The following is a 23,471-nucleotide window of genomic DNA, read 5'->3' on the forward strand; positions in this document are numbered from 1 at the left end:
TGTAATAAATAGCAGCCGAAAAAAAGGGCGAAACTGAAAAACGCACAGCGGGCTGATGGTTATCGTCGGAACAGGCTTGGCGACACGCGCGCTCTCCTCATGAATACGGGTTGGAACATCGGCAAGTTATACATGAAACCGGTAGGAGCCGGCTTGCTGGCGATGCAAGCGCTGCGGTCCACCAGATGAACCGCGTCATCGTTCATCGCCAGCAAGCCGGCTCCTACAGGTGTTGCGTTTAGGCCGGTGTCAGGCAGTAATGTTCGATCAGTTGTCTTAACAGATGCACCGTAGGCTGCAAACGTGACATGTCGAGGTATTCCCCCGGTTGGTGGGCGCAGGCGATATCACCCGGGCCGAGCACCAGCGTTTCGCAGCCAAGGCGCTGAAGATAAGGTGCTTCGGTGCCGAATGCCACTGCTTCGGCGCTGTGGCCAGTGAGCTTTTCGGCGATCCGCACCAACTGCGCATCTTCGGCCTGCTCGAACGGCGGCACGGCGGGGAACAGCGGTGCGTAATCGATCTTCACTTGATGACGCTCGGCAATCGGCTTGAGCTTCTGCAAGATCTCGGCGCGCAGGACTTGCGGGTCCATGCCCGGCAACGGCCGCAAATCGAATTCCAGCGAACACTGGCCGCAGATCCGGTTGGGGTTGTCGCCACCATGGATGCAGCCAAAATTCATCGTCGGCGTCGGCACGCCAAACTGCGGGTTGCGAAATTCGCGTTGCCACAACAGGCGCAGGCCACGCAGTTCGCCAATGGCATCGTGCATCGCCTCCAGGGCGCTGTGGCCCAGGCGCGGATCAGAGGAGTGGCCGCTCTGTCCGAGGATGTCGATGCGCTCCATCATGATGCCCTTGTGCATGCGGATCGGCTTGAGTCCGGTCGGCTCGCCGATCACCGCGGCCCTGCCCAATGGCCGCCCTGCCTCGGCCAGTGCGCGGGCGCCGGACATCGAACTCTCTTCATCGCACGTCGCAAGAATCAGCAATGGCTGCTTGAACGGTTGATCGAGCAGCGGCTTGACCGCCTCGATGGCCAGGGCGAAAAAGCCCTTCATGTCGCAACTGCCCAGGCCAACCCAGCGACCGTCGACTTCCGTCAGCTTCAGCGGATCGGTTTGCCACAACGCGCCATCGAACGGCACGGTGTCGCTGTGCCCGGCCAATACCAGGCCCCCGGGACCGGAACCGAAGCTGGCGAGCAGGTTGAATTTGCCGGGGCTGACCTGCTGGATGTCGCAGGCAAAACCCAGCTCACCGAGCCAGGTCGCCAACAGATCGATTACCGGGCGATTGGTTTGATCGAGACTGGGCTGGGTACAACTGACGGACGGTGCAGCGATCAGCGCAGCGAATTGTTCTTTCATCGACGGCAATGGCATCGCTGACTCCCGGCTCCCGAATTGAAGTCCATCATAGAGCCATCCGGTGACAGGAATAAACCGTCGCGGGGCGCAGGTTTGGCCAGTGCTGTACACTGCACGACCTTGGCAGCCACACATTCCCCCGGCTGCGCTCCCGATCCTGGATTTTCCGGCCATGCAGAAAGAAACCGAAATCAAACTCCGTGTCAGCCGCGAAACCCTCGCCGCCCTGCGCGAGCACCCGTTACTGAAAAAACGCAACAAAAGTGGCTGGGAACGCCGTGAGTTGATGAACCAATACTTCGACACCCCCGAGCGCGACCTGGCCCAGGCCAAAGTTGCCCTGCGCCTGCGCAAGGACGGCGACGAAGTGATCCAGACCCTCAAGACTCGTGGCCAGAGCATCGCCGGTTTGTCGGTACGTAACGAGTACGACTGGAACCTGCCAAAAGCCAAGCTCGACCTGAAGAAACTCGACGGCGAATGCTGGCCCGAGGCACTGGCCGAGCTGGACAAGAAAACCCTGAAGCCGATCTTCACCACCGATTTCGTCCGCGAGCGCGCCGAAATCGCCTGGGGCCGCGGCAAGACCAAAGTGGTCATCGAAGCTGCGCTGGACCTGGGCCACGTGGTGGTCGGCAAGCAGAAAGAAGAAATCTGCGAACTGGAACTCGAACTGCGCGAAGGCGAGCCGGCCGCCCTGCTGGAACTGGCCGCCGAGCTGGCCGAGAAACTGGCCCTGATGCCGTGTGACATCAGCAAGGCCGAGCGTGGCTATCGCCTGTACGACGCCCACAGCTATTCGCTGAGCCTGCCGGCGCCGCAGATCAGCGCCGAAACACCGCTGGACGACGCGTTCGCCGCGTTGAGCTGGCATTTGCTCGGCAGCAGCCAGCGCCTGGCCGAGCAGTATCGCTTCAACGGTCACTGGCGCCTGTTGCAGGACTGGGTCGAATGCCTCGCGGAAATGCGCGCGCTGATCAGCAGCCTTGGCCAGGCCGCGCCGCGTCAGTCGACCCACGACCTGCGTGTCGCCCTCGATGCCTTGCTGGAAGACTGGCGCCCGCTGGTCCAGGCCGGCCTCGAGGACGAGGACGTGCGCAAAGCCGCGCCGGAGCAGTTCCTGGAAGAACTCGAAGACCCGCGCTGGGGCCAGTTCTCCCTGACCACTTCGCGCTGGTTGCTGGCCCGCACCTGGGCCGCCGAACGCAACACCCGTGGCAATCGCCAGGGCGCTGCGCAATTGGGTAGCTGGTTGCCGCGCCTGCTGGGCGAGGAAGCCACTTCGCTGCAATTGCAGCGTTACCAACAACAGCCGGAAGACCTCGCCGAGCAACTGCCGCGCATCGAACGCATCCAGGTCTGGCTGCACCATGCGCGCAATGTGCTGGAGATCCCGGAAATGGATCGCCTGTACGGCGAGCTGAACAAACTGGCACTACTGGCCAACGAGTCGATCACCGACGAAGTCCTGGATGCGCGCAAGCAGCAGGCGATCGCGGTGTATCAGAACCGTGCCTGGAAAATGCTCCTGCGCCTGTAATACCGCCTTCGCTGGCAAGCCAGCGCCTACAGGAATTCATCGACTTCCTGTAGGCGTTGGCTTGCCAGCGAAGAGGCGGGCTGAAAAACCCCGAAACGCCTTTGTCGGGTAGTGGCCCAGCGGTCAGCGGGGCCACGGCTATCCTTTGCGCACTGTCGTTCAAAAGGAGCCCGCATGTCCGTACAACTCGCCTTTCAGGACCGCTGGCTGGACCTCAACGATGTGCTGCGAGAACTCGTCGCCCAAGGCCTGATCAGCCAGGACGCCGCCGAACACGCGCTCAATGTCCGCCGCCGCAATGCCGCCCATGGCCAACTGCATCCATTGGAGTTCATCGCCAGCCAACAACTGGACGACCTCAGCCGACCGGGCAAGCCCCTGGACCTGGAAAGCCTGACCCTATGGTTGTCCCGCCAGGCCGGCCAGCCCTACCTGCGCATTGACCCGCTGAAAATCAACGTCGCGGCCGTGACGCCACTGATGTCCTACGCCTTCGCCCAACGCCACAAGATCCTCGCGGTCGCGATCGACCGCGACGCGGTGACCGTGGCCAGCGCCCAACCTTATGTCAGCGGCTGGGAGGCGGACCTGACCCACGTGCTGAAATTGCCGATCAAGCGCGTGGTGGCTAACCCCGTGGACATCCAGCGCTTGAGCGTCGAGTTCTTCCGCCTGGCCAAGTCGGTTAGCGGGGCCAGCAGTGGCGACGCTCAGGTCAGTAGCCCCGGCAACTTCGAACAACTGCTCAACCTCGGTGCCAGCGACCAGGAGCCGGACGCCAATGACGCGCACATCGTCAACATCGTTGACTGGCTGTTCCAGTACGCCTTCCAGCAACGCGCCAGCGATATCCACATCGAGCCCCGGCGCGAGCAAGGCACGGTGCGCTTTCGCATCGACGGCGTGTTGCACGACGTCTATCAATTCCCGCCCCAGGTCACCATGGCGATTGTCAGCCGCCTCAAATCCCTGGGGCGGATGAACGTCGCGGAGAAGCGCAAACCCCAGGACGGCCGGGTGAAAACCAAGACCCCGGAGGGCGGTGAAGTCGAGTTGCGGCTGTCGACGCTGCCAACAGCCTTCGGCGAAAAAATGGTCATGCGTATCTTCGATCCGGACGTGCTGCTCAAGGACTTCGACCAGTTGGGTTTCTCCGCCGACGACCTGCGCCGCTGGCAGGACATGACCCGCCAGCCCCACGGCATCATCCTCGTCACCGGGCCGACCGGCTCGGGCAAGACCACCACGCTCTACACCACCCTGAAAAAACTGGCGACGCCGCAGGTCAACCTCTGCACCATCGAAGACCCGATTGAAATGGTCGAGCCCTCGTTCAACCAGATGCAGGTCCAGCACAACATCGACCTGAGCTTCGCCGCCGGTGTGCGAGCGCTGATGCGCCAAGACCCCGACATCATCATGATCGGCGAGATCCGTGATCTCGAAACCGCAGAAATGGCGATCCAGGCCGCGCTCACCGGGCACCTGGTGCTGTCGACCCTGCACACCAACGATGCGCCCAGCGCCATCAGCCGCCTGCTGGAGCTCGGCGTGCCGCACTACCTGATCAAGGCCACGGTACTCGGCGTCATGGCCCAGCGCCTGGTGCGGACCCTGTGCCCCCACTGCAAGGCGCCGTTACCGCTCGGTGAAGACGACTGGCAGACCCTGACCCGCCCCTGGCAGGCACCGCTGCCGGCAAATGCCCAACGCGCAGTCGGTTGCGTGGAATGCCGCGACACCGGTTATCACGGCCGCGCCGGGGTCTACGAAATCATGCAGCTCAGCGATGGCCTGAAAGCGTTGATCAGTCCGGATACCGACCTGCTGGCCGTGCGGCGCCAGGCCTTCAAGGAAGGCATGCGCAGCCTGCGGCTATCCGGTGCGCAGAAAGTCGCCGCCGGGCTGACGACGCTCGAGGAGGTGTTGCGCGTGACGCCGCAGAGCGAGCAGAACTGAAGCCGGCGTCACGGAACTCGATGAGGGCTTGGCAATCCAACCCCGCAATCAACCCAGTGGAGTTACCCTGTCATGCGTTTCAAACTTGCTATCGCAACCGCTGCGCTGCTGTCCCTGCCTGTCGGTTCGGCGATGGCCGATACTTTTTGGCGCAATGTCCTGTCGTCTGGCGCAACCACCGGTTCTTCGTACCTGACCTCTCGGGATCACAAGCTGATGGTCGCGGCCCAGGACGACGCCAGCAGCTTCGTCGCCAGCGACGGCAGCATCCGCGGCCCGTACCTGGAAGCGGCGATGCAAAAAGTCCGCGCCGAGAACCCGGGCCTGCAGGCCACGGACATGCAACTGGCCAACGCGATCCTGGCGAAAAACGCCGTGGCGCCGGAATAAGTGTTACGCACATGAAAATGCCGCTCACCTGAGCGGCATTTTTTTGCCTGCAAACACAAACCCCACATCCACTGAGATCCCTGTAGGAGCTGGCTTGCCAGCGAAGGCGTCGGCACAAGCAACATCAACGCTGGATGTTCCGGCCTCTTCGCGGGCAAGCCCGCTCCTACATTTTCAGCTGTGTTTACGGATTTTGGTTACCACTCGAACACTGTAGGAGCTGGCTTGCCAGCGAAGGCGTCAGCACAGAATGTCGGTGACGAGTGGCATGATGAAGACCGCTATTCCCACAAGGGGGCTTCAGCGGTAGTCGTCCACCGGCACACACGCGCAGAACAGATTGCGGTCGCCGTACACGTTGTCCACCCGGTTCACCACCGGCCAGTATTTGTGCGCCCGGGTGTGCGCGTCCGGCGTGACGGCTTGCTCGATGCTGTAGGGCCGATCCCACACGCCGGTGATATCTGCCAGGGTATGCGGCGCACCTTTCAAGGGGTTCTCTTCGGCCGGCCAGTTGCCGTTCTGCACCTCGTTGATTTCCGCGCGGATGCTCAACATCGCACCGATAAACCGGTCCAGTTCCACCTTCGATTCACTTTCGGTCGGTTCGACCATCAATGTCCCCGGCACCGGAAACGACATGGTCGGCGCGTGGAAGCCGTAGTCCATCAGCCGCTTGGCGACGTCTTCTTCGGTGATGCCGGTCAAGGCCTTGAGCGGTCGCAGGTCGAGGATGCATTCGTGGGCCACCCGTTCGTTGCGCCCGGTATAAAGCACCGGGAAGGCACCGGACAAATGCCGGGCCAGGTAATTCGCGGCAAGGATCGCCACTTCGCTGGCGTCCGCCAGTTGCGGTCCCATCATGGCGATGTACATCCAGCTGATCGGCAGAATGCTCGCGCTGCCCCACGGCGCCGCGCTGACAGCGCCGTTCTGTGGTTGCGGCCCGTCAATCGGCACCACCGGATGGTTGGCCACGAACGGTGCCAGATGCGCCCGCACCCCGATCGGCCCCATGCCCGGCCCACCGCCACCATGGGGAATGCAGAAGGTCTTGTGCAGGTTCATGTGCGAGACGTCGGCACCGATATCGGCCGGCCGCGCCAGCCCGACCTGGGCGTTGAGGTTGGCACCGTCCATGTACACCTGACCGCCATGCTGGTGGATCACTTCGCAGATTTCGCTGATGCCTTCTTCGTACACGCCATGGGTCGACGGATAGGTCGCCATCAGGCAGGCAAGCTTATCGCCGGCCTGAGCGGCTTTTTCCTTGAGGTCGTCGAGGTCGACGTTACCCGCCTCGTCACACTCGACGATCACCACGCGCATCCCGGCCATTTGCGCCGACGCCGGGTTAGTGCCGTGGGCCGACGATGGTATCAGGCAGATATCGCGGTCGCCCTGGTGCCGGGCTCTCGTGGTATTTACCGATCGCCAGCAGCCCGGCGTATTCACCCTGGGCGCCGGAGTTGGGCTGCATGCAGATCGCATCGAACCCGGTGATCGCGCACAACCAGCGCTCCAGTTCTTCGATCATCAGCGCATAACCGACGGCCTGTTCCTTGGGCACGAACGGGTGCAGATTGGCGAACTGCGGCCAGGTGATCGGGATCATCTCGCTGGTGGCATTGAGTTTCATGGTGCAGGAGCCGAGCGGGATCATCGATTGGTTGAGCGCCAGGTCCTTGTTTTCCAGTTGCTTGAGGTAACGCAGCATCTCGGTTTCGCTGTGATGGGCGCTGAACACCGGATGACGCAGATAAGGCGAGGTGCGTGCCAGCCCTTCGGGAATCCCGCCGGGCAAGGTTTCAGCGTCCAGGCCCTCGATGTTCAGCCCGTGATCGGCCCCCAAAAACACATCGAACAGCTTCGCCACGGTGCTTTCGTCGCAGGTTTCGTCGAAGCTCAGGCCCAGCCGTCCGCGCCCCAGAATGCGCAGGTTGATCTGCGCGGCCCGGGCACTGTCGATGATCGCGGTCTGGGCGCCGCCGACCTCCAGGGTCAGCGTGTCGAAGAAGTGCCGGTTGACCCGTTTGATGCCGTGGCGTTCAAGCCCGGCTGCGAGGATGCAGACCAGCCGATGGACTCTCTGGGCGATTCGCTTTAGCCCTTCCGGGCCGTGATAGACCGCGTAGAAACTGGCGATATTGGCCAGCAGCACCTGAGCCGTGCAGATGTTGGAGTTGGCCTTCTCCCGGCGAATGTGTTGCTCGCGGGTTTGCAGGGCCATGCGCAGTGCGGTGTTGCCCCGCGCATCTTTCGAAACACCGATGATCCGCCCGGGAATCGCCCGTTTGTACTCATCGCGGCTGGCAAAAAATGCTGCATGCGGCCCGCCGTAGCCCATTGGCACACCAAAACGCTGGGACGAGCCGAACACCACATCGGCGCCCAGTTCACCCGGCGGGGTCAGCAACAACAGGCTCAGCAGATCCGTAGCGACGCAGGCCAGGGCCTGTTGTGCGTGCAGATGATCGATCAGCGGCCGCAGGTCGTGGATCTCGCCGTGGGTGTCGGGGTATTGCAGCAACGCGCCGAACACCTGGTGCTGCTTCAAGTTGTCCACAGCGTCGATGATCAGTTCGAAGCCAAAACCTTCGGCGCGGGTCTGCACCACGGAAATGGTTTGCGGGTGGCAGTTCTGGTCGACAAAGAACAGGTTGCTCTTGGACTTGGCCACCCGTTTGGCCAGGGCCATGGCTTCCGCCGCCGCCGTGGCTTCATCGAGCAACGAGGCATTGGCCAGCTCCAGGCCGGTGAGGTCGATGGTCAACTGCTGGAAATTGAGCAGCGCTTCGAGTCGCCCTTGGGCGATCTCCGGTTGATAGGGCGTGTACGCGGTGTACCAGCCAGGATTTTCCAGCACATTACGCACAATGACCGCCGGTGTGAGGGTGCCGTGGTAGCCCATGCCGATCAGGCTGGTCCAGACCTGGTTCTGCTCGGCATAACCGCGCAGCTTGGCCAGCGCGCCTTCTTCATCAAGGGCCGGCGGCAGGTCCAGTGGCCGGTTGAGGCGGATGCCCGGCGGTACGGTCTGTTCGATCAATTCGACCCGGCTGCCTATGCCTAGGCTGTCGAGCATGGCCTGTTGCTCGGCGGCATCGGGTCCGAGGTGGCGGCGCAGGAAGGCATTGGGGTCGCGTAACTGGCTCAGGGACGGCAACTGGGACATGACGGGCTCTCTCTTGAGTGGCGCTCAGCGTCGATGCAACACGGTCAAACCAGCATAGCAGTCGATATCCGCGTGGAGGATGTGGCGCCAGAGGCCAAACCGGCTCATCATGCTCGGCGCCTGACTAATCTCCGCTGATCGGTGACCCTATCCATGAGCCAACTGCCATTCCTGCCGTTTTCCAAACCTACGATTGATGAAGCCACGATTGCCGCCGTCGGCGACGTATTGCGCTCGGGCTGGATTACCAGCGGGCCCAAGGTGCAGGCCTTCGAAGCGCAACTGTCGGAATATTTCGGCGGGCGCCCGGTGCGCACCTTCAATTCCGGCACCTGCACCATGGAAATCGCCTTGCGAATTGCCGGCATCGGGCCGGGCGATGAAGTGATCACCACACCGATTTCCTGGGTGGCCACTGCCAACGTCATCCTCGAAGTCGGCGCCACGCCGGTGTTTGCCGACATCGACCCGGTGACCCGCAATATCGATCTGGATCAACTGGAAGCGGCGATCACACCGCGCACCAAAGCGATCATCCCGGTGTACCTCGCCGGCTTGCCGGTGGACATGACGCGCCTGTACGCCCTGGCGAAGAAGCACAACCTGCGGATTGTCGAGGATGCGGCCCAAGCGTTGGGCTCCAGCTGGAACGACCAGCGCATCGGTTCGACGGGGGATTTTGTGTCCTTCAGCTTCCAGGCGAACAAAAACGTCACCTCTTCCGAGGGTGGTTGCCTGGTATTGAACACTGCCGAAGAAGTGCGATTGGCAGAGAAGTACCGCCTGCAAGGCGTGACCCGCAGCGGTTTCGATGGCCTGGACGTGGACGTGCTGGGCGGCAAATTCAACATGACCGACGTGGCGGCCGCCATTGGCTTGGGCCAATTCGCCCGAATCGATGCGATCACCGCGCACCGCCGCGAACTGGCCCGGCACTACTTCGCTTGCTTTGGCGAGGATTTCGAAGCGCAGTACGGCGCGCAATTGCCACCAGCAGATTTCACCCAGAGCAATTGGCACTTGTTCCAACTGGTATTGCCGGAGCGTGCCGATGGCAAACCGGCGCGGGCGACATTCATGGAGCAGATGCAGGCCCAGGGCGTCGGGATCGGCTATCACTACCCGCCGATTCACCTGTTGAGCCTGTACCGCGAACGCGGTTTCAAGGAAGGCATGTTCCCGGTTGCCGAGCGCGTCGGCCGACTGATTGTCTCGCTGCCGATGTTCACGGCGATGAGCAAGGCGGATGTCGAGCGTTCGGTAGCGGCGGTGAAGGCTGTGCTCAAGCGTTGAACCTGCCTGCCGGCGATGGCGTCTTCAAAATCGCCTTCGCCGGCAAGCCGGCTCCTACAGGAGCTAGCGGTTTCGCGGACGCCTTCGCCGGCAAGCCGGCTCCTACAAGGGCGAGGTTTACTCGCCGATGACAGTTTTGTAGCCGGCGGCGTCCAGCAGTTTTTCCAGATCGGCGGTGTTGCTTGGCTTGAGCTTGAAGATCCACGCGCCGTACGGATCGGAGTTGAGCAACTCAGGTGTACCGCTCAGTTCTTCGTTGACCGCGATCACTTCACCGGCAATCGGGGAGTAGATGTCGGAAGCGGCTTTGACCGATTCAACGACACCAGCCTGATCTTCAGCGGCAAACACGTTGCCAACTTCAGTCAGCTCAACAAACACCACATCACCCAGCGCTTCCTGCGCGTGATCGCTAATGCCCACGGTGACGGTGCCATCGGCTTCCAGACGTGCCCATTCGTGACTTTCGGCAAAACGCAGGTCGGCAGGGATATCGCTCATGTTCTGTGTCCTCAGGAAATGGGTCGGCGGACGTTGCCCGCCGGAAAAAGATTAGATCAAGGTTTTGCCGTGACGTACGAAGGTCGGTTTGACCACCCGGACCGGGTACCACTTGCCACGGATTTCCACTTCGGCGCGGTCGGCAGTTGCCATCGGCACGCGCGCCAGGGCAATCGACTTGCTTAGCGTAGGAGAGAAACTACCACTGGTGATCTCCCCTTCGCCAACATCGGCGATGCGGACCACTTGGTGAGCGCGCAAAACACCGCGTTCCTCAAGCACCAGACCGACCAGTTTGTGCTGCACACCGCCAGCCTGCTCGGCTTCCAGGGCCTTGCGCCCGATGAACTGCCGGGTGGCAGGTTCCCAGGCGATGGTCCAGGCCATGTTGGAGGCCAACGGTGAAATGTCTTGCTGGATGTCTTGGCCGTAGAGGTTCATGCCGGCCTCGACCCGCAGGGTATCGCGCGCCCCCAGGCCGATGGGGGAAATCCCGGCACCGACCAGGTCGTTGAAGAAACCGGGGGCCTGATCCGCTGGCAGAATGATTTCCAGCCCATCCTCGCCGGTGTAACCGGTGCGAGCGATGAACCAGTCACCGTCAGGCTGGCCTTCGAAAGGCTTGAGCAGCTGGATCAGGTTGCCGCGCGACTGGTTGACCAGTTCGGCGATCTTTTGACGGGCATGCGGGCCCTGGATGGCCAGCATCGCCAGTTCCGAGCGCTCGCGCAGCTGCACGTCGAAACCGTCGAGATGGGCCTGCATCCAGGCCATGTCCTGGTCGCGGGTGGATGCGTTGACCACCAGGCGATAACCCTCGTCGAGGCGGTAGACGATCATGTCGTCGACGATCCCACCCTGCTCGTTGAGCATGGTGCTGTACAACGCACGGCCGGGGCTGTGCAGGCGCTCGACATCGTTGGCCAGCAAATGCTGGAGCCAGGCTTTGGCCTGGGCGCCGCTAACATCAATTACGGTCATGTGAGACACATCGAAGACACCGCAATCGCGGCGCACCTGGTGGTGTTCCTCGACCTGCGATCCATAATGCAGAGGCATGTCCCAACCGCCAAAATCGACCATCTTCGCGCCGAGGGCGAGATGAAGGTCATACAGAGGCGTACGCTGTCCCATGGGTTTCTCCTTCCGGGCGTGGCGAAGGTGCGGGCAAGTGCTGCACGGACTGAATGCCTTGAAAAAAGGGCTCTTAGCCGATTTCAGCTACCTGGTCTGTCAGACGGACCGCACCGAATGCCGCGCATTGTAGCCGCAAGGTGTAGGACTGGCACCTAGCTGTTTCGATGCGCCGAACGCCGGATCAATCCGATGACCGGCAGCAGCCCCACCAGCACCAGCGTCAACGCCGGCAACGACGCCCTCGCCCACTCCCCTTCGCTGGTCATTTCGAAGATCCGCACCGCTAGCGTGTCCCAGCCAAACGGGCGCATCAGCAGGGTCGCGGGCATTTCCTTGAGCACATCGACGAACACCAGCAGTGCCGCGCTCAACGAACCGGGCAGCAACAGTGGCAGATACACTTTGAAAAACAGTCGTGGCCCACTGACGCCAAGGCTACGTGCCGCTTCGGGCAAAGATGGCCGTATACGCGCCAGGCTGCTTTCCAGCGGCCCGTAGGCCACCGCAATGAAACGCACCAGATACGCCAGCAGCAACGCCGACAGGCTGCCCAGCAGCAGCGGCTTGCCCGCGCCACCGAGCCAGCTTGAGAGCGGGATCACCCATTCGCGATCCAGGTAGCTGAACGCCAGCATGATCGACACCGCCAGCACCGAACCCGGCAAGGCGTAACCCAGATTGGCCAGGCTCACCCCCGAACGTATGGCCCGGGTCGGCGCCAGTCGTCGGGCAAACGCCAGCAACAAGGCGACGCTGACCGTGATCAACGCGGCCATCACGCCCAGGTACAGGGTATGGACGATCAGCCCGGCGTAGCGTTCGTCGAGATCGAAGCGCCCACGCTGCCAAAACCACACCGCCAATTGCAGCATCGGGATGACAAACGCGCAGGCCAATACCAGGCAGCACCAGGTCGTGGCCGCCAGCGCCTTGAACCCGTGCAGGTGATACAACGCCTTGACCCGCGGTCGTTCGTTGCTCGCCCGGTTGGCGCCGCGGGCACGCCGCTCGCCGTACAGCACGAGCATCACCACCAGCAGCAACAGGCTGGCCAGTTGTGCGGCGGACGACAGGCTGAAAAAGCCGTACCAGGTCTTGTAGATCGCCGTGGTAAAGGTGTCGAAGTTGAACACCGACACCGCGCCGAAATCCGCCAGGGTTTCCATCAGGGCCAAGGCCACGCCCGCACCGATGGCTGGCCGCGCCATCGGCAATGCCACTCGCCAGAACGCTTGCCAGGGCGATTGCCCCAACACTCTCGCTGCCTCCATCAGGCCTTTGCCCTGAGCCAGGAATGCGGTGCGGGCCAACAGGTAGACATAGGGATAGAAAACCAGCACCAGCACCACGATCACCCCGCCGGTGGAACGCACCCGCGGCAGCCGCAGCCCGCTGCCGAACCACTCGCGCAGCAGGGTTTGCACAGGGCCGGCGAAATCCAGCAGGCCGACAAACACGAACGCCAGCACATACGCTGGGATCGCGAAGGGCAGCATCAACGCCCAATCGAGCCAGCGCCGGCCGGGAAATTCGCAGAGGCTGGTCAACCAGGCAAGGCTGACACCCAACACGATGACCCCGACGCCAACGCCCAGCACCAGCGTCAGCGTGTTGCCCAACAGGCGCGGCATCTGCGTGTCCCACAGGTGCGACCAGATCTGGACGTCGAGGGTTTGCCAGGACAGCAGCAGGACACTCAGGGGCAACAGCACCAGCGCAGCAATAGCAAAGACGACGGGATACCAGCGACGTTGGGCGGGGTGGGTCAAGGAAAACTCTCTAGCGGATGATGAAGATGTAACGGCTGAAAACAATCCTGCAGGCGCTGGCTTGCCAGCGAAGACGGCCGAAAGATCGCTGCTCGACTCAAGGCCGCCTTCGCCGGCAAGCCGGCTCCTACAGGCTCGCTGTGCACCCAAGCAAAACGCCCCGCATTAGCGGGGCGCAGTGTACGGCCGGCTTAGTTCCAGCCAGCCTTGTCCATCAGGCGAATCGCCTCGGCCTGTCGCTTGCCGGCGATTTCCACTGGCAAGGTATCGGCGATGAACTTGCCCCAGGCGGCCACTTCGGCGGAAGGTTGAACGGCAGGGTTGGCCGGGAATTCCTGGTTCACGTCAGCGAAGATTTTCTGCGCCTCAGGGGTGGTCATCCATTCCACCAGTGCCTTGGCCGCTTCCGGGTGTGGCGCATGCTGGGTCAGGCCGATGCCCGACAAGTTGATGTGCACGCCACGATCGACCTGGTTCGGCCAGAACAGCTTCACCGGCAGGTCCGGCTTCTGCTTGTGCAGGCGGCCGTAGTAGTAAGTGTTGACGATGCCGACGTCGCACTGGCCAGCATTGATGGCTTCGAGTACGGCGGTGTCGTCGGAGAACACGTCGGTCGACAGGTTCTTGACCCAGCCCTTGAGGATTTCCTCGGTCTTGCTGGCGCCGTGCACTTCGATCATGGTCGCGGTCAGGGACTGGTTGTAGACCTTCTTCGCCGTACGCAGGCACAGGCGACCTTCCCATTGCTTGTCGGCCAGGGCTTCGTAGGTGGTCAGCTCACCCGGCTTCACCCGGGCCGTGGAATAGGCGATGGTCCGCGCCCGCAGGCTCAGCCCGGTCCAGGCGTGGGAGGCAGCGCGGTATTGCAGCGGAATGTTGCTGTCGATGGTTTTCGAGGTGAACGGCTGGAGGATGCCCATCTGCTCGGCTTGCCAGAGGTTGCCGGCATCGACCGTCAGCAGCAGGTCGGCCGGGGTGTTCGCGCCTTCTGCCTTGAGACGCTGCATCAGCGGGGCTTCCTTGTCAGTGATGAACTTCACTTTCACGCCGGTCTTGGCGGTGTAGGCATCGAAGACAGGCTTGATCAGCTCGTCGATGCGCGAGGAGTAGACCACCACCTCGTCAGCGGCCTGGGCGGCGGTGCTGCCGATCAGGGTCAGGGCCAGTGCGGTCAGTAGACGCTTGGGTGCCAACATGGAAGCGGTCGCTCGATTGAAAAATGAAGCCAAATGATAAGGACTCACATTTAGCTTCTCAATCGAACCCGCCAGTGGAGGAGTTACCGGATGTTGCACAGAGTCAGGTAACCATTGTGGCGAGGGGGCTTCAGGGTTTGGCGAGCGCCGGCAAATCCCCGGTCAGCCCCAGCGCTTCACGCACGAACAACGCCTTGGCCTCGGGCATCTTCTCGACCATTTTCAACCCGGTATTACGCAACCAGCGCACCGGCAGCGGATCGGCCTGGAACAGGCGCTCGAAGCCTTCCATCGCCGCCATCAACGCCAGGTTGTGGGGCATGCGCCGACGCTCGTAGCGGCTGAGGACTTTCACCTCCGCCAGGCGTTCGCCACGGGTTGCCGCTTGCAGCAGGACTTCGGCCAGCACGGCGGCATCGAGGAACCCGAGGTTCACGCCCTGCCCGGCCAGCGGGTGAATGGTGTGCGCGGCATCGCCAATCAGCGCCAGGCCTTCAGCTACATAGCGCTTGGCGTGGCGTTGGCGCAACGGCACGCACAATCGAGGATCGGCACCGAGCACCTCGCCGAGTCGCCCTTCAAAGGCCCGCTCCAGCTCCTTGCAAAAACCCTGCTCATCCAGCGCCATCAGCCGCTCGGCTTCACCGGGTGTGGTCGACCAGACGATCGAGCACCAATCCTGCTGGCCGTCGCGTTCCAGTGGCAGGAATGCCAACGGGCCGTGGTCGGTAAAACGTTGCCAGGCGGTCATCCGGTGCGGCTTGGCGCAACGCACGCTGGTGACGATGGCGTGGTGCAGATAATCCCATTCACGGGTCGCCACACCGGCCAGACGGCGCACCGCCGAGTTGGCCCCGTCCGCCGCGATCACCAGCGGTGCGCGCAAGGTACGGCCATCGGCCAAAGTCAGCAGCCAGTCATCGCCGGAGCGGCGCATCTGTTCCAGGCGCGCATTGGCCAGCAACCCCAGATCGCAATCGTGCAGGCGCTCGAGCAAAGCATCCTGCACCACCCGATTCTCGACGATATGCCCCAGCACCTCGGCATGCACGCTGGCCGCCGAGAAATGGATTTGCCCGGTGCCGCTGCCATCCCACACCTGCATGTCGGTGTAGGGGCTGCTGCGCCGCTTGGCAATGCCGTCCCACACGCCGAGGCGTTCGAGAATCCGCTGGCTGGCGGCCGACAAGGCGCTCACCCGCGGTTCGAACGCAGCTTGGGTATCAAAAGGTTTGACGCTCAGGGGGCTGCCGTCGAGCAGCAGGACTTCAAGCCCGCTGTCCTGCAACGCCAACGCCAGGGCGCTGCCGACCATTCCGGCCCCGACAATCAGCAGATCTGCGCGCATTTCCATGCTTTAAGCCTGTCTCTCTTGCGGCTTGAGCCGCACGTAAAGGGTTTTCCCGACCCGCGCCACCAAGTGGCCAGCGCCGTCGTGAATATCGACCTGCAACTGCGGCAGGTATTTTTCGCCGCTGGCTGTCTGGCGACGGATCTCATCGAGCAAGGTGTCGTCGATGGTGAATCGGGCGAATACCGGGCCTTTGCCCGGCGAGATGAAGTCGATGTCGGCGGCCTTGTCCCAGACGATGTACTGGCGCCCGAGGTTTTCCATCAGCATCAGCATGAAGAACGGATCGACCATCGAGTACAAGCTGCCACCAAACTGGGTGCCCACATAATTGCGGTTGTACCAGCGCAGCCCCATCGACACCCGGATGTCGCGAAAATCATCGCTGATGTGCTGCACCCGCACACCGGCGCCGAAGTACGGTGGGTAGAACCCCATGAACAAGCGCATCAACCGAGCCTTGCCGTAACGACGGATCAACCCGTTACGCATCCGGTCGCGTCCCCAGCCCCATGGCCTGGCGGGCGAACCAACGCTTGGCCGGCGGCAGCAGGTCGAGGCCAAGCAAACCGATATTGCGCCCCAGGGACACCAGTGGTTGCTTGCTGCCGAACAGACGCGTGACCTGATCGGAGAAGCCCACGGTAAGGTCTTGGTCGAGACGCTGGCGCTCGCGATAAGCCTGCAAGGTGGCGAAATCGCCCAGCGGTTTTTCGCTGGCGAGCAACGCGTCGGCCAGGGCTTGCGCATCTCGCAGGGACAGGTTGAAGCCCTGGCCGGCAATCGGATGCAGGCTGTGCGCCGCGTTGCCAAGCACCGCCAGGTGCGAACGCACTTGCTCTTCAGCCTCGACCAGGGTCAGCGGGTACAGGTGACGCGCACCGACCTGTTTCAACGTGCCGAGGCGATAACCGAAGACGCCCTGCAACTCGCTGAGGAAACTGCGTTCATCCAGCGCAACCAGGCGTTGCGCGTCCATGCCCAGGCGGGTCCAGACCAGCGCGCAGCGGTTTTCCGGCAGCGGCAGCAACGCCATCGGGCCTTCGTCGGTGAAGCGCTCGAAGGCCATGCCGTTGTGCGCTTCGCTCGGCGTGATGTTGGCGATCAACGCACTCTGGTTGTAGGGCCGCTTGCGGATGCCGATCCCCAGCTGCTCACGCAAACCGGAGCGACCGCCATCGGCGAGCACCGCGAGGTCGCATTCCAGGGTGGTTTCATCGTCGAGGGTCAGGCGATAGCCATCGCTCAAGGGCTCCATGCGCGTGACTTGCGCCGGGCAGCGCCAACTGATTACGTCCTTGTCCAGACCTTGCCACAGGCATTGGCCGAGCCAGGCGTTTTCAACGACATAACCCAGCGCAGGCACGCCCTCTTCCATCGCCGACAGGCGCGCAGTAGAGAAACGCCCACGGTCGGACACATGGATCTGCTTGATCGGCTCGGCGCGGCGGGAGACTGCCTGCCAGACGCCCAGCCGTTGATAGATTTGTCGCGAGCCAAAGGACAGCGCCGAAGATCGCGCGTCATAACTCGGCTGATAAGTGTCGCCGGGGGCGAACGGCTCGATCAGTACGATCTTCCAGCCCCGGGCCTTGGCCCCGGCCTGAAGCGCCAGCGCCAGGCTGGCACCGACCAGCCCGCCACCGATGATTGCCAGGTTGACTTGACTCATGCCGCTTGTGTCCGCGCTTGCGCCATCAAGGCCTCGATATCGGCGACGGTTTTCGGCACGCCGCCAGTCAGGATTTCACAGCCGGTTTTGGTCACCACCACGTCGTCCTCGATGCGCACGCCGATGCCGCGCCATTTCTTCGCCACGTTCTGGTTGTCCGGGGCGATGTAGATACCCGGTTCCACGGTCAACGCCATGCCGACTTCCAGCACGCGCCATTCACCGCCGACCTTGTATTCGCCGACGTCATGCACGTCCATGCCCAGCCAGTGACCGGCGCGGTGCATGTAGAACGCCTTGTAGGCTTCGCTGGCAATCAACTCGTCAACGTCACCCTGGAGCAAGCCCAGCTTGACCAACCCGGCCGTGATGACCCGAACTGTCGCCTCGTGCGCCTGGTTCCAGTGTTTGTTCGGGGCAATTTCGGCGAACGCCGCTTCCTGGGAAGCCAGCACCAACTCGTAGATCGCTTTCTGCTCAGCCGAATACTTGCCGCTGACCGGAAAGGTGCGGGTGATGTCGCTGGCGTAGCAATCGATCTCGCAACCAGCGTCGATCAACACCAGGTCACCGTCCTTGAGGGCCGCGTCATTCTCCTGGTAATGCAGGATGCAACTGTTGCGCCCCGACGCGACGATCGAGCCATAAGCCGGCATCTTCGCCCCGCCCTTGCGGAACTCGTAATCGAGCTCGGCTTCCAGGCTGAATTCGTGCAACCCGGCGCGACAGGCCTGCATCGCCCGCACGTGCGCCTGGGCGGAAATCCGCGCCGCCTCGCGCATCACTTTCACCTCTGCCGCCGATTTATACAGGCGCATGTCGTGTAGCAGGTGATCCAGGGCAACGAATTCGTTCGGCGGCTGGGCGCCGAGGTTGGCCTTGGAGCGGATCACGTTGATCCACTCCATGAGGTGACGATCGAATTCCGCGTTGCTGCCCATCGCTGAATACACCCGGTCACGGCCTTCGATAAGGCCCGGCAGGATGTCGTCGATATCGGTGATGGGAAAGGCGTCGTCGGCGCCGAAGTCGCGAATCGCGCCTTCCTGCCCGGCCCGCAGGCCATCCCACAATTCGCGCTCGGCGTTACGCTCGCGACAAAACAGGATGTACTCGCCATGCACGCGCCCTGGCATCAGTACCAGCACGGCCTGAGGTTCAGGGAAACCACTGAGGTACTGGAAGTCGCTGTCCTGGCGGTAGACGTGCTCGACGTCACGGTTGCGAATGGCCACCGCGGCGGCGGGCAGGATGGCGATGCTGTTGGGTTCCATCTGCGCCATCAGGGCCTTGCGGCGACGGCTGTATTCCGACTTCGGGATGTGGATCATGGGCAGATGGCGTTCCCTGGCAAACGATTAGTGCAGCGACGGTTTGGCGGCGGCCGCTGCGTCTTTTTTAGTTTCGGAGAACAGCAGCAGCGGTGCAACGCGCAGGTACTCCATCACTTCCATATAGTCGGTTTCGCCGTCTTCGGACTCTTCCAGGGCGTCTTGTACCTGGGAAATGGCGGCCAGGTCCTGCAATACTTCCTTGGCCTCTTCGCTCAGTTCCAGGCCGGCCGCGTTCACGCCAAAGCCGTGCAGGAAGCCCTGGCACCATTGACCCAGCGCAGCGGCGCGCTCGGAAAGCGGAGCATCGTCAGTCGGCAGCAACAGAACCACGGTGACGTCATCGCCGGTCAATTCGCCCTTGACCATTGCTTGCAGGCCGATCAGCGCATTGCGCACGTTATCGGCAGGTTCGGTTTCCAGCAGTTCGGCGGCGTCTGCCAGCCAGGTGTCGGCATCAAAACCGACACCGCTGCAACTGCGACCCAGCAGCACTCCGTGAAGCTCGGCAGGGGAGCAGGGATGGCCGTTGGTTTGCAGCAGGGTGGCGAAGCCTTGATACGGGGAATTCTGATTGGTCATGGGCAGCTAGGCGCCAGACGGCGCTATGTCTAGAATGAAGGCCTTGTATCCTACATCGACTACCCCTGTAGGAGCGAGCCTGCTTGCGATGGCCGCCAACGATAACGCCGGTACGCTGACACCCCGCGGTGTCCTCTGGCCCATCGCGAGCAGGCTCACTCCGACAGTGATCTGCCCGCTACCATCCATCAGACATTTTCAGTGGACACAATGGAAGACACCGACCTGCAAGCGCTGATGGCCAGACTCGAACTGCTGATTAGCCGAGTCGAGCAACTAAAGAGTCAAAATGGACTCTTACTAGCGCAGGAAAAGACCTGGCGCGAGGAACGCGCGCACCTCATTGAAAAAAACGAAATCGCCCGGCGTAAGGTCGAATCGATGATTTCGCGCCTCAAGGCCCTGGAGCAAGACTCATGAGTTCAAGCAATAGCGTCACCGTGCAGATCCTCGACAAAGAGTATTCGATCATCTGCCCCCAGGAAGAACGCAGCAACCTGGTGAGCGCCGCCCGTTACCTGGACGGCAAGATGCGCGAGATCCGCAGCAGCGGCAAAGTCATCGGCGCCGACCGCATTGCCGTGATGGCAGCACTGAACATTACTCACGACCTGCTGCACAAGGAAGAACGCCCGGATGTCCAGGCCAGCGGCTCGACCCGCGAACAGGTTCGCGACCTGCTCGATCGCGTCGATCTGGTGCTCGCCACCGATCCGGACGTCACCAAAGGCTGATTCACGCCACCGCTTGCGGTATACTCCCCCCACTCCCTGGGGTGTTTGCCAGTTGGCGATGTCCCTGAGCCGATTTGCTATACCCTGGAGGTTGCACGTTGGGCTGGTGTGCATGTCCGCTAGACGGAAAGCCTTAAAGCCTACTGCATCCTCCACCTTGAACTTTCGGGTTCAAGGGCTAAGTCGACAGCGACACATTCGGGGAGCCTGATTCCAGTTCGATGCCGGTTTAAATACCGGCATCGGCGTTTTTGTAGATCCGCTTTTTATAGATCTGCTTTTACAGGTACGCTGTAGGTACCTGCCCTGCAAAAGCCCGAACCCATGACCGAACCTGCGCTGCTGCCCCGCCCGCAACTTCGACGCATGCTGCGCAAGGCCCGCCGCGCACTGACACCCAGTCAGCAGCGCCAGGCCGCTCGCGGGCTGTACCGGCAATTGGCCCAGCAACCGCTGTTCCGCCGTGCCAAACACATCTCGCTGTACCTGCCGACCGACGGTGAAATCGACCCGCGCCTGTTGCTGCGCGCCGCGCAACGCCGTGGCAAGGCCACCTATCTGCCGGTGCTGAGCGCCTGGCCGCGAACCAAAATGGTATTCCAGCGCATCCGCCCCGGGGAAACCCTCAAACCCAACCGCTTCCGCATTCTCGAACCACGGGCCAACCTCGCCCGGCAGCGCAAGATCTGGGCGCTGGACCTGGTGTTGTTGCCGCTGGTGGGTTTTGATGACGTCGGCGGGCGCCTTGGGATGGGCGGCGGTTTCTATGACCGAAGCCTGGCCTACCTGGCGCGACGAAATGACTGGCGCAAGCCGACGCTGCTGGGGCTGGCCCATGAATGTCAGAAGGTGGAGCGATTGGCTCAGGCGAGCTGGGATGTGCCGTTGCAAGGCACGGTGACGGACAAGGCCTGGTACTACGCAGGCTAGCGCCACTGTGATCAGCGGCGCAGAGGCAACAGGATCAGCGCTTGAAGGCAGTCGATTGTTGTTGCAGTTGAGCGAGTTCGACCGGCGCATCGGTCTTGTTCGCCCACAGGCTTTGGGCATAGCCAGTGGTCACGACGCCAAGGCCGAACAAAATGACCAAAATCCATAGTAAATCCGGTTTGCGTTTCATCGATTGCCCCCCAAAGGCATATCAACACGATGACAGCAGCGGTTTCCGTTTGTAGGCCGTGCAGCAGCGTCAAGCTCTAAAGGCCGGCATTTTGCGGCAACGTGAACCGCTGCGCAAACGCTGACGTCAACCGACTGTCGGTTTGTCATAAAATTGCCGACAAGCTGCTCGATCACCACGCAAGGAGCCACAGACATGGCCTATTGGCTGATGAAATCCGAACCCGACGAACTGTCGATCAAAGGCCTGGAAAAGCTCGGCAAAGCGCGCTGGGACGGGGTTCGCAACTATCAGGCACGCAACTTCCTGCGGGCCATGGCGGTGGGGGATGAGTTCTTTTTCTACCATTCCAGCTGCCCTGAACCGGGTATCGCCGGAATCGGCAAGATTATCGAAGCCGCCTATCCGGATCCGACGGCGCTGGAGCCGCAAAGCCATTACTTCGACCCGAAGGCTACCCCGGAAAAAAACACCTGGAGTGCGATCGATGTCGCCCATGTCGAGACGTTTGCCCGGGTGCTGAAGCTCGATTACCTGAAACAGCAGACGGCGCTGGCCGAATTGCCGCTGGTGCAGAAAGGTTCGCGGCTGTCAGTGATGCCGGTGACGGGTGAGCAGTGGGCGGCTGTTATCGCACTCAAGCCGTAAGATTGGCGGTGATTACAAAAATGCCTTCGCTGGCAAGCCAGCTCCGACAGTGGATCTGCATACATTGAAGATCTCCTGTAGGAGCTGGCTTGCCGGCGAAGAGGCCGGCACCGGCAACGAAAGACTTACTGAATAATGAGGTTGTTGAACAACAGATCCTCGACCACCGGCTTGCCGGTTTCATCGTTCATGATCTGCTGGGTTTGCTTCAAGGCTTCCTGGCGCAGCTTTTCCTTGGCCTCGACGTTGTTCATCGTCTCGGTGGTTTGCTGGGCAAACAGCGCCACCAACTGGTTGCGGATCAACGGTTCATTGGCCTTCACCGCTTTGGCGGCCTCATCACCAGTCACCCGCAGCGCCACGTCGGCCTTGTAGACCTTGAGTTTCGGCGAGCCATCCAGCCCGTAGTTGCCCACGAACGGCGGGCTCAGGGTGATGTAGCTGACCTTCGGCGCAGTTTCACCCTCTTTGGCTTCTTCGGCCACCGCTGCCACAGGCAGAGACAGGGCCAGCAACAACATGATCCACGCTTTCACAATTCGCTCCTTATCCGGTTTGCGGCCTAGCATAACGACCCGCCAAGCAAGCACAAGCTTATGGCTGACTATCAGGGTCGGGCATGCTCGTTGACCCTTCGACCCACACACCTACACTTATCGGCCATCACTCCCAAAGGAATAGCCCTGATGAAAGCCGTGCTGTGCAAAGCCTTCGGCCCTGCCGAATCGCTGGTGCTGGAAGAGGTCGCCAGCCCAGTCGCAAAGAAGAATGAAATCCTGCTGGACGTGTACGCCGCCGGGGTCAATTTCCCCGACACACTGATCATCGAGGGCAAGTACCAGTTCAAGCCGCCCTTCCCGTTTTCGCCCGGAGGCGAAGCATCTGGCGTGGTGCGCGAAGTTGGTGAAAAAGTCAGCCACCTGAAGGTCGGTGACCGGGTCATGGCCCTGACCGGTTGGGGCAGCTTTGCCGAGCAAGTCGCGGTGCCGGGCTACAACGTGCTGCCGATCCCGCCGTCGATGGACTTCAACACCGCCGCCGCCTTCAGCATGACCTACGGCACCTCGATGCACGCCCTCAAGCAACGCGCCAACCTGCAACCGGGTGAAACCCTGCTGGTCCTTGGCGCCTCGGGCGGTGTCGGCCTGGCCGCGGTGGAAATCGGCAAGGCCATGGGCGCCCGGGTGATTGCGGCGGCCAGCAGCGCGGAAAAACTCGCCGTGGCCAAGGCCGCCGGCGCCGATGAGCTGATCAACTACAGCGAAACCAACCTGAAAGACGAGATCAAGCGCCTGACCGACGGCCAGGGCGCCGATGTGATCTACGACCCGGTGGGTGGCGACCTGTTCGACCAGGCCATCCGCGCCATCGCCTGGAACGGCCGCCTGCTGGTGGTCGGTTTTGCCAGCGGTCGCATCCCCGAATTGCCGGTGAACCTCGCGCTGCTCAAGGGTGCCGCCGTACTCGGCGTGTTCTGGGGTTCCTTCGCCCAGCGCCAACCGCAGGACAACGCCGCGAACTTCCAGCAACTGTTCGGCTGGTTCGCCGAAGGCAAATTGAAGCCGCTGGTGTCGCAGGTGTATCCACTGAGCAACGCCGCGCAGGCGATCAATGATCTTGGCCAGCGCAAAGCGGTCGGGAAAGTGGTGGTGCAGGTTCGCTGAGCCGGCATTGCGGTCTGGGCTTCGTTGTGAAGTGGCC

At 62.0% G+C, this 23,471-nt stretch carries 21 protein-coding genes, 1 other RNA gene and 1 pseudogene; 10 read left to right on the forward strand and 13 right to left on the reverse strand.

Annotated elements, in window-relative coordinates; genetic code table 11:
* Positions 1 to 238 precede the first annotated feature (238 nt).
* Positions 239 to 1,387, reverse strand: coding sequence for an acetylornithine deacetylase (gene argE / locus J1D76_RS06455; protein ID WP_421137560.1), 1,149 nt, complete (start codon positions 1,385 to 1,387; stop codon positions 239 to 241).
* 157 nt (positions 1,388 to 1,544) lie between these two features.
* Here argE and J1D76_RS06460 point away from each other — a divergent pair, with 157 nt between their 5' ends.
* From J1D76_RS06460 to J1D76_RS06470, 3 genes are all read left to right on the forward strand, one after another.
* A complete protein-coding gene (locus J1D76_RS06460; protein WP_421137561.1) occupies positions 1,545 to 2,912 on the forward strand; it encodes an inorganic triphosphatase in 1,368 nt (455 codons plus the stop codon).
* A gap of 174 nt (positions 2,913 to 3,086) precedes the next feature.
* Positions 3,087 to 4,871: a GspE/PulE family protein gene (locus J1D76_RS06465; RefSeq protein WP_421137562.1), complete on the forward strand. Its 1,785-nt coding sequence runs from the start codon at positions 3,087 to 3,089 to the stop codon at positions 4,869 to 4,871.
* A gap of 72 nt (positions 4,872 to 4,943) precedes the next feature.
* Complete coding sequence (locus tag J1D76_RS06470; RefSeq protein WP_421137563.1) at positions 4,944 to 5,261, forward strand: DUF2388 domain-containing protein; 318 nt, start codon at positions 4,944 to 4,946, stop codon at positions 5,259 to 5,261.
* 300 nt (positions 5,262 to 5,561) lie between these two features.
* Here the strand turns inward: J1D76_RS06470 and gcvP are convergent.
* A pseudogene (gcvP, locus tag J1D76_RS06475) lies at positions 5,562 to 8,436 on the reverse strand (aminomethyl-transferring glycine dehydrogenase).
* Between the two features lie 153 nt (positions 8,437 to 8,589).
* Here gcvP and J1D76_RS06480 point away from each other — a divergent pair.
* Positions 8,590 to 9,729, forward strand: coding sequence for a DegT/DnrJ/EryC1/StrS family aminotransferase (locus J1D76_RS06480; protein WP_421137564.1), 1,140 nt, complete (start codon positions 8,590 to 8,592; stop codon positions 9,727 to 9,729).
* A gap of 117 nt (positions 9,730 to 9,846) precedes the next feature.
* Here the strand turns inward: J1D76_RS06480 and gcvH are convergent, their stop codons facing one another.
* From gcvH to J1D76_RS06525, 9 genes are all read right to left on the reverse strand, one after another.
* On the reverse strand, positions 9,847 to 10,230 hold the full coding sequence (gene gcvH, locus J1D76_RS06485) for a glycine cleavage system protein GcvH (protein ID WP_421137565.1): 384 nt from the start codon (positions 10,228 to 10,230) through the stop codon (positions 9,847 to 9,849).
* 51 nt (positions 10,231 to 10,281) lie between these two features.
* Complete coding sequence (gcvT, locus tag J1D76_RS06490) at positions 10,282 to 11,364, reverse strand: glycine cleavage system aminomethyltransferase GcvT (RefSeq protein ID WP_421137566.1); 1,083 nt, start codon at positions 11,362 to 11,364, stop codon at positions 10,282 to 10,284.
* Positions 11,365 to 11,519: 155 nt separating this feature from the next.
* Positions 11,520 to 13,136, reverse strand: a complete 1,617-nt coding sequence (locus J1D76_RS06495; protein ID WP_421137567.1) for an ABC transporter permease — start codon at positions 13,134 to 13,136, stop codon at positions 11,520 to 11,522.
* A 191-nt stretch (positions 13,137 to 13,327) separates the two neighbouring features.
* Positions 13,328 to 14,332 (reverse strand): extracellular solute-binding protein, encoded by a 1,005-nt coding sequence (locus J1D76_RS06500; protein WP_421137568.1) that lies wholly within the window; start codon positions 14,330 to 14,332, stop codon positions 13,328 to 13,330.
* Positions 14,333 to 14,462: 130 nt separating this feature from the next.
* Positions 14,463 to 15,680 carry a 2-octaprenyl-3-methyl-6-methoxy-1,4-benzoquinol hydroxylase gene (locus J1D76_RS06505; RefSeq protein WP_421137643.1) on the reverse strand — a complete coding sequence of 406 codons (1,218 nt, stop codon included), beginning with the start codon at positions 15,678 to 15,680 and terminating at the stop codon, positions 14,463 to 14,465.
* Positions 15,681 to 15,689: 9 nt separating this feature from the next.
* Positions 15,690 to 16,175, reverse strand: a complete 486-nt coding sequence (locus tag J1D76_RS06510) for a DUF4442 domain-containing protein (RefSeq protein WP_421137569.1) — start codon at positions 16,173 to 16,175, stop codon at positions 15,690 to 15,692.
* On the reverse strand, positions 16,168 to 17,355 hold the full coding sequence (ubiH, locus tag J1D76_RS06515; protein WP_421137570.1) for a 2-octaprenyl-6-methoxyphenyl hydroxylase: 1,188 nt from the start codon (positions 17,353 to 17,355) through the stop codon (positions 16,168 to 16,170). Before ubiH ends, J1D76_RS06510 begins: the two co-directional genes overlap by 8 nt.
* The gene (gene pepP, locus J1D76_RS06520; protein WP_421137571.1) at positions 17,352 to 18,686 is read right to left on the reverse strand and encodes a Xaa-Pro aminopeptidase; all 1,335 of its coding nucleotides are present in this window, start codon (positions 18,684 to 18,686) and stop codon (positions 17,352 to 17,354) included. Before pepP ends, ubiH begins: the two co-directional genes overlap by 4 nt.
* A gap of 27 nt (positions 18,687 to 18,713) precedes the next feature.
* Complete coding sequence (locus J1D76_RS06525) at positions 18,714 to 19,268, reverse strand: YecA family protein (RefSeq protein ID WP_421137572.1); 555 nt, start codon at positions 19,266 to 19,268, stop codon at positions 18,714 to 18,716.
* Positions 19,269 to 19,478: 210 nt separating this feature from the next.
* Here J1D76_RS06525 and J1D76_RS06530 point away from each other — a divergent pair, with 210 nt between their 5' ends.
* The 4 genes from J1D76_RS06530 (at position 19,479) to J1D76_RS06545 (ending at position 20,932) form a co-directional block, all read left to right on the forward strand.
* Positions 19,479 to 19,688: a TIGR02449 family protein gene (locus tag J1D76_RS06530; RefSeq protein ID WP_007942437.1), complete on the forward strand. Its 210-nt coding sequence runs from the start codon at positions 19,479 to 19,481 to the stop codon at positions 19,686 to 19,688.
* Complete coding sequence (locus tag J1D76_RS06535; protein ID WP_007942435.1) at positions 19,685 to 20,002, forward strand: cell division protein ZapA; 318 nt, start codon at positions 19,685 to 19,687, stop codon at positions 20,000 to 20,002. The genes J1D76_RS06530 and J1D76_RS06535 overlap by 4 nt, the downstream gene beginning before the upstream one ends.
* A 30-nt stretch (positions 20,003 to 20,032) precedes the next feature.
* A non-coding RNA gene (ssrS, locus tag J1D76_RS06540) (6S RNA) lies at positions 20,033 to 20,211 on the forward strand.
* Between the two features lie 115 nt (positions 20,212 to 20,326).
* Complete coding sequence (locus tag J1D76_RS06545; protein ID WP_421137573.1) at positions 20,327 to 20,932, forward strand: 5-formyltetrahydrofolate cyclo-ligase; 606 nt, start codon at positions 20,327 to 20,329, stop codon at positions 20,930 to 20,932.
* 34 nt (positions 20,933 to 20,966) lie between these two features.
* Here the strand turns inward: J1D76_RS06545 and J1D76_RS06550 are convergent, their stop codons facing one another.
* Positions 20,967 to 21,122 (reverse strand): hypothetical protein, encoded by a 156-nt coding sequence (locus J1D76_RS06550; protein WP_007982896.1) that lies wholly within the window; start codon positions 21,120 to 21,122, stop codon positions 20,967 to 20,969.
* Between the two features lie 195 nt (positions 21,123 to 21,317).
* Here J1D76_RS06550 and J1D76_RS06555 point away from each other — a divergent pair, with 195 nt between their 5' ends.
* On the forward strand, positions 21,318 to 21,770 hold the full coding sequence (locus J1D76_RS06555) for an EVE domain-containing protein (RefSeq protein ID WP_421137574.1): 453 nt from the start codon (positions 21,318 to 21,320) through the stop codon (positions 21,768 to 21,770).
* Between the two features lie 125 nt (positions 21,771 to 21,895).
* Here the strand turns inward: J1D76_RS06555 and J1D76_RS06560 are convergent, their stop codons facing one another.
* The gene (locus J1D76_RS06560) at positions 21,896 to 22,306 is read right to left on the reverse strand and encodes a flagellar basal body-associated protein FliL (RefSeq protein ID WP_421137575.1); all 411 of its coding nucleotides are present in this window, start codon (positions 22,304 to 22,306) and stop codon (positions 21,896 to 21,898) included.
* 150 nt (positions 22,307 to 22,456) lie between these two features.
* Between J1D76_RS06560 and J1D76_RS06565 the strand changes: the two genes are divergently transcribed.
* Complete coding sequence (locus J1D76_RS06565) at positions 22,457 to 23,434, forward strand: NADPH:quinone oxidoreductase family protein (protein ID WP_421137576.1); 978 nt, start codon at positions 22,457 to 22,459, stop codon at positions 23,432 to 23,434.
* Positions 23,435 to 23,471: the final 37 nt, after the last annotated feature.

This window comes from Pseudomonas sp. NFX15, assembly GCF_049132105.1.
GTDB lineage: Bacteria > Pseudomonadota > Gammaproteobacteria > Pseudomonadales > Pseudomonadaceae > Aquipseudomonas.

Coding starts and splice junctions, on each gene's coding strand:
- J1D76_RS06565 (WP_421137576.1), top strand. CDS start 22,457: ATGAAAGCCGTGCTGTGCAAAGCCTTCGGCCCTGCCGAATCGCTGGTG.
- argE (WP_421137560.1), bottom strand. CDS start 1,387: ATGCCATTGCCGTCGATGAAAGAACAATTCGCTGCGCTGATCGCTGCA.
- J1D76_RS06460 (WP_421137561.1), top strand. CDS start 1,545: ATGCAGAAAGAAACCGAAATCAAACTCCGTGTCAGCCGCGAAACCCTC.
- ubiH (WP_421137570.1), bottom strand. CDS start 17,355: ATGAGTCAAGTCAACCTGGCAATCATCGGTGGCGGGCTGGTCGGTGCC.
- J1D76_RS06550 (WP_007982896.1), bottom strand. CDS start 21,122: ATGAAACGCAAACCGGATTTACTATGGATTTTGGTCATTTTGTTCGGC.
- J1D76_RS06535 (WP_007942435.1), top strand. CDS start 19,685: ATGAGTTCAAGCAATAGCGTCACCGTGCAGATCCTCGACAAAGAGTAT.
- J1D76_RS06465 (WP_421137562.1), top strand. CDS start 3,087: ATGTCCGTACAACTCGCCTTTCAGGACCGCTGGCTGGACCTCAACGAT.
- J1D76_RS06480 (WP_421137564.1), top strand. CDS start 8,590: ATGAGCCAACTGCCATTCCTGCCGTTTTCCAAACCTACGATTGATGAA.
- J1D76_RS06530 (WP_007942437.1), top strand. CDS start 19,479: ATGGAAGACACCGACCTGCAAGCGCTGATGGCCAGACTCGAACTGCTG.
- J1D76_RS06525 (WP_421137572.1), bottom strand. CDS start 19,268: ATGACCAATCAGAATTCCCCGTATCAAGGCTTCGCCACCCTGCTGCAA.
- pepP (WP_421137571.1), bottom strand. CDS start 18,686: ATGATCCACATCCCGAAGTCGGAATACAGCCGTCGCCGCAAGGCCCTG.
- J1D76_RS06470 (WP_421137563.1), top strand. CDS start 4,944: ATGCGTTTCAAACTTGCTATCGCAACCGCTGCGCTGCTGTCCCTGCCT.
- gcvH (WP_421137565.1), bottom strand. CDS start 10,230: ATGAGCGATATCCCTGCCGACCTGCGTTTTGCCGAAAGTCACGAATGG.
- J1D76_RS06555 (WP_421137574.1), top strand. CDS start 21,318: ATGGCCTATTGGCTGATGAAATCCGAACCCGACGAACTGTCGATCAAA.
- gcvT (WP_421137566.1), bottom strand. CDS start 11,364: ATGGGACAGCGTACGCCTCTGTATGACCTTCATCTCGCCCTCGGCGCG.
- J1D76_RS06505 (WP_421137643.1), bottom strand. CDS start 15,680: ATGCGCGCAGATCTGCTGATTGTCGGGGCCGGAATGGTCGGCAGCGCC.
- J1D76_RS06510 (WP_421137569.1), bottom strand. CDS start 16,175: ATGCGTAACGGGTTGATCCGTCGTTACGGCAAGGCTCGGTTGATGCGC.
- J1D76_RS06500 (WP_421137568.1), bottom strand. CDS start 14,332: ATGTTGGCACCCAAGCGTCTACTGACCGCACTGGCCCTGACCCTGATC.
- J1D76_RS06545 (WP_421137573.1), top strand. CDS start 20,327: ATGACCGAACCTGCGCTGCTGCCCCGCCCGCAACTTCGACGCATGCTG.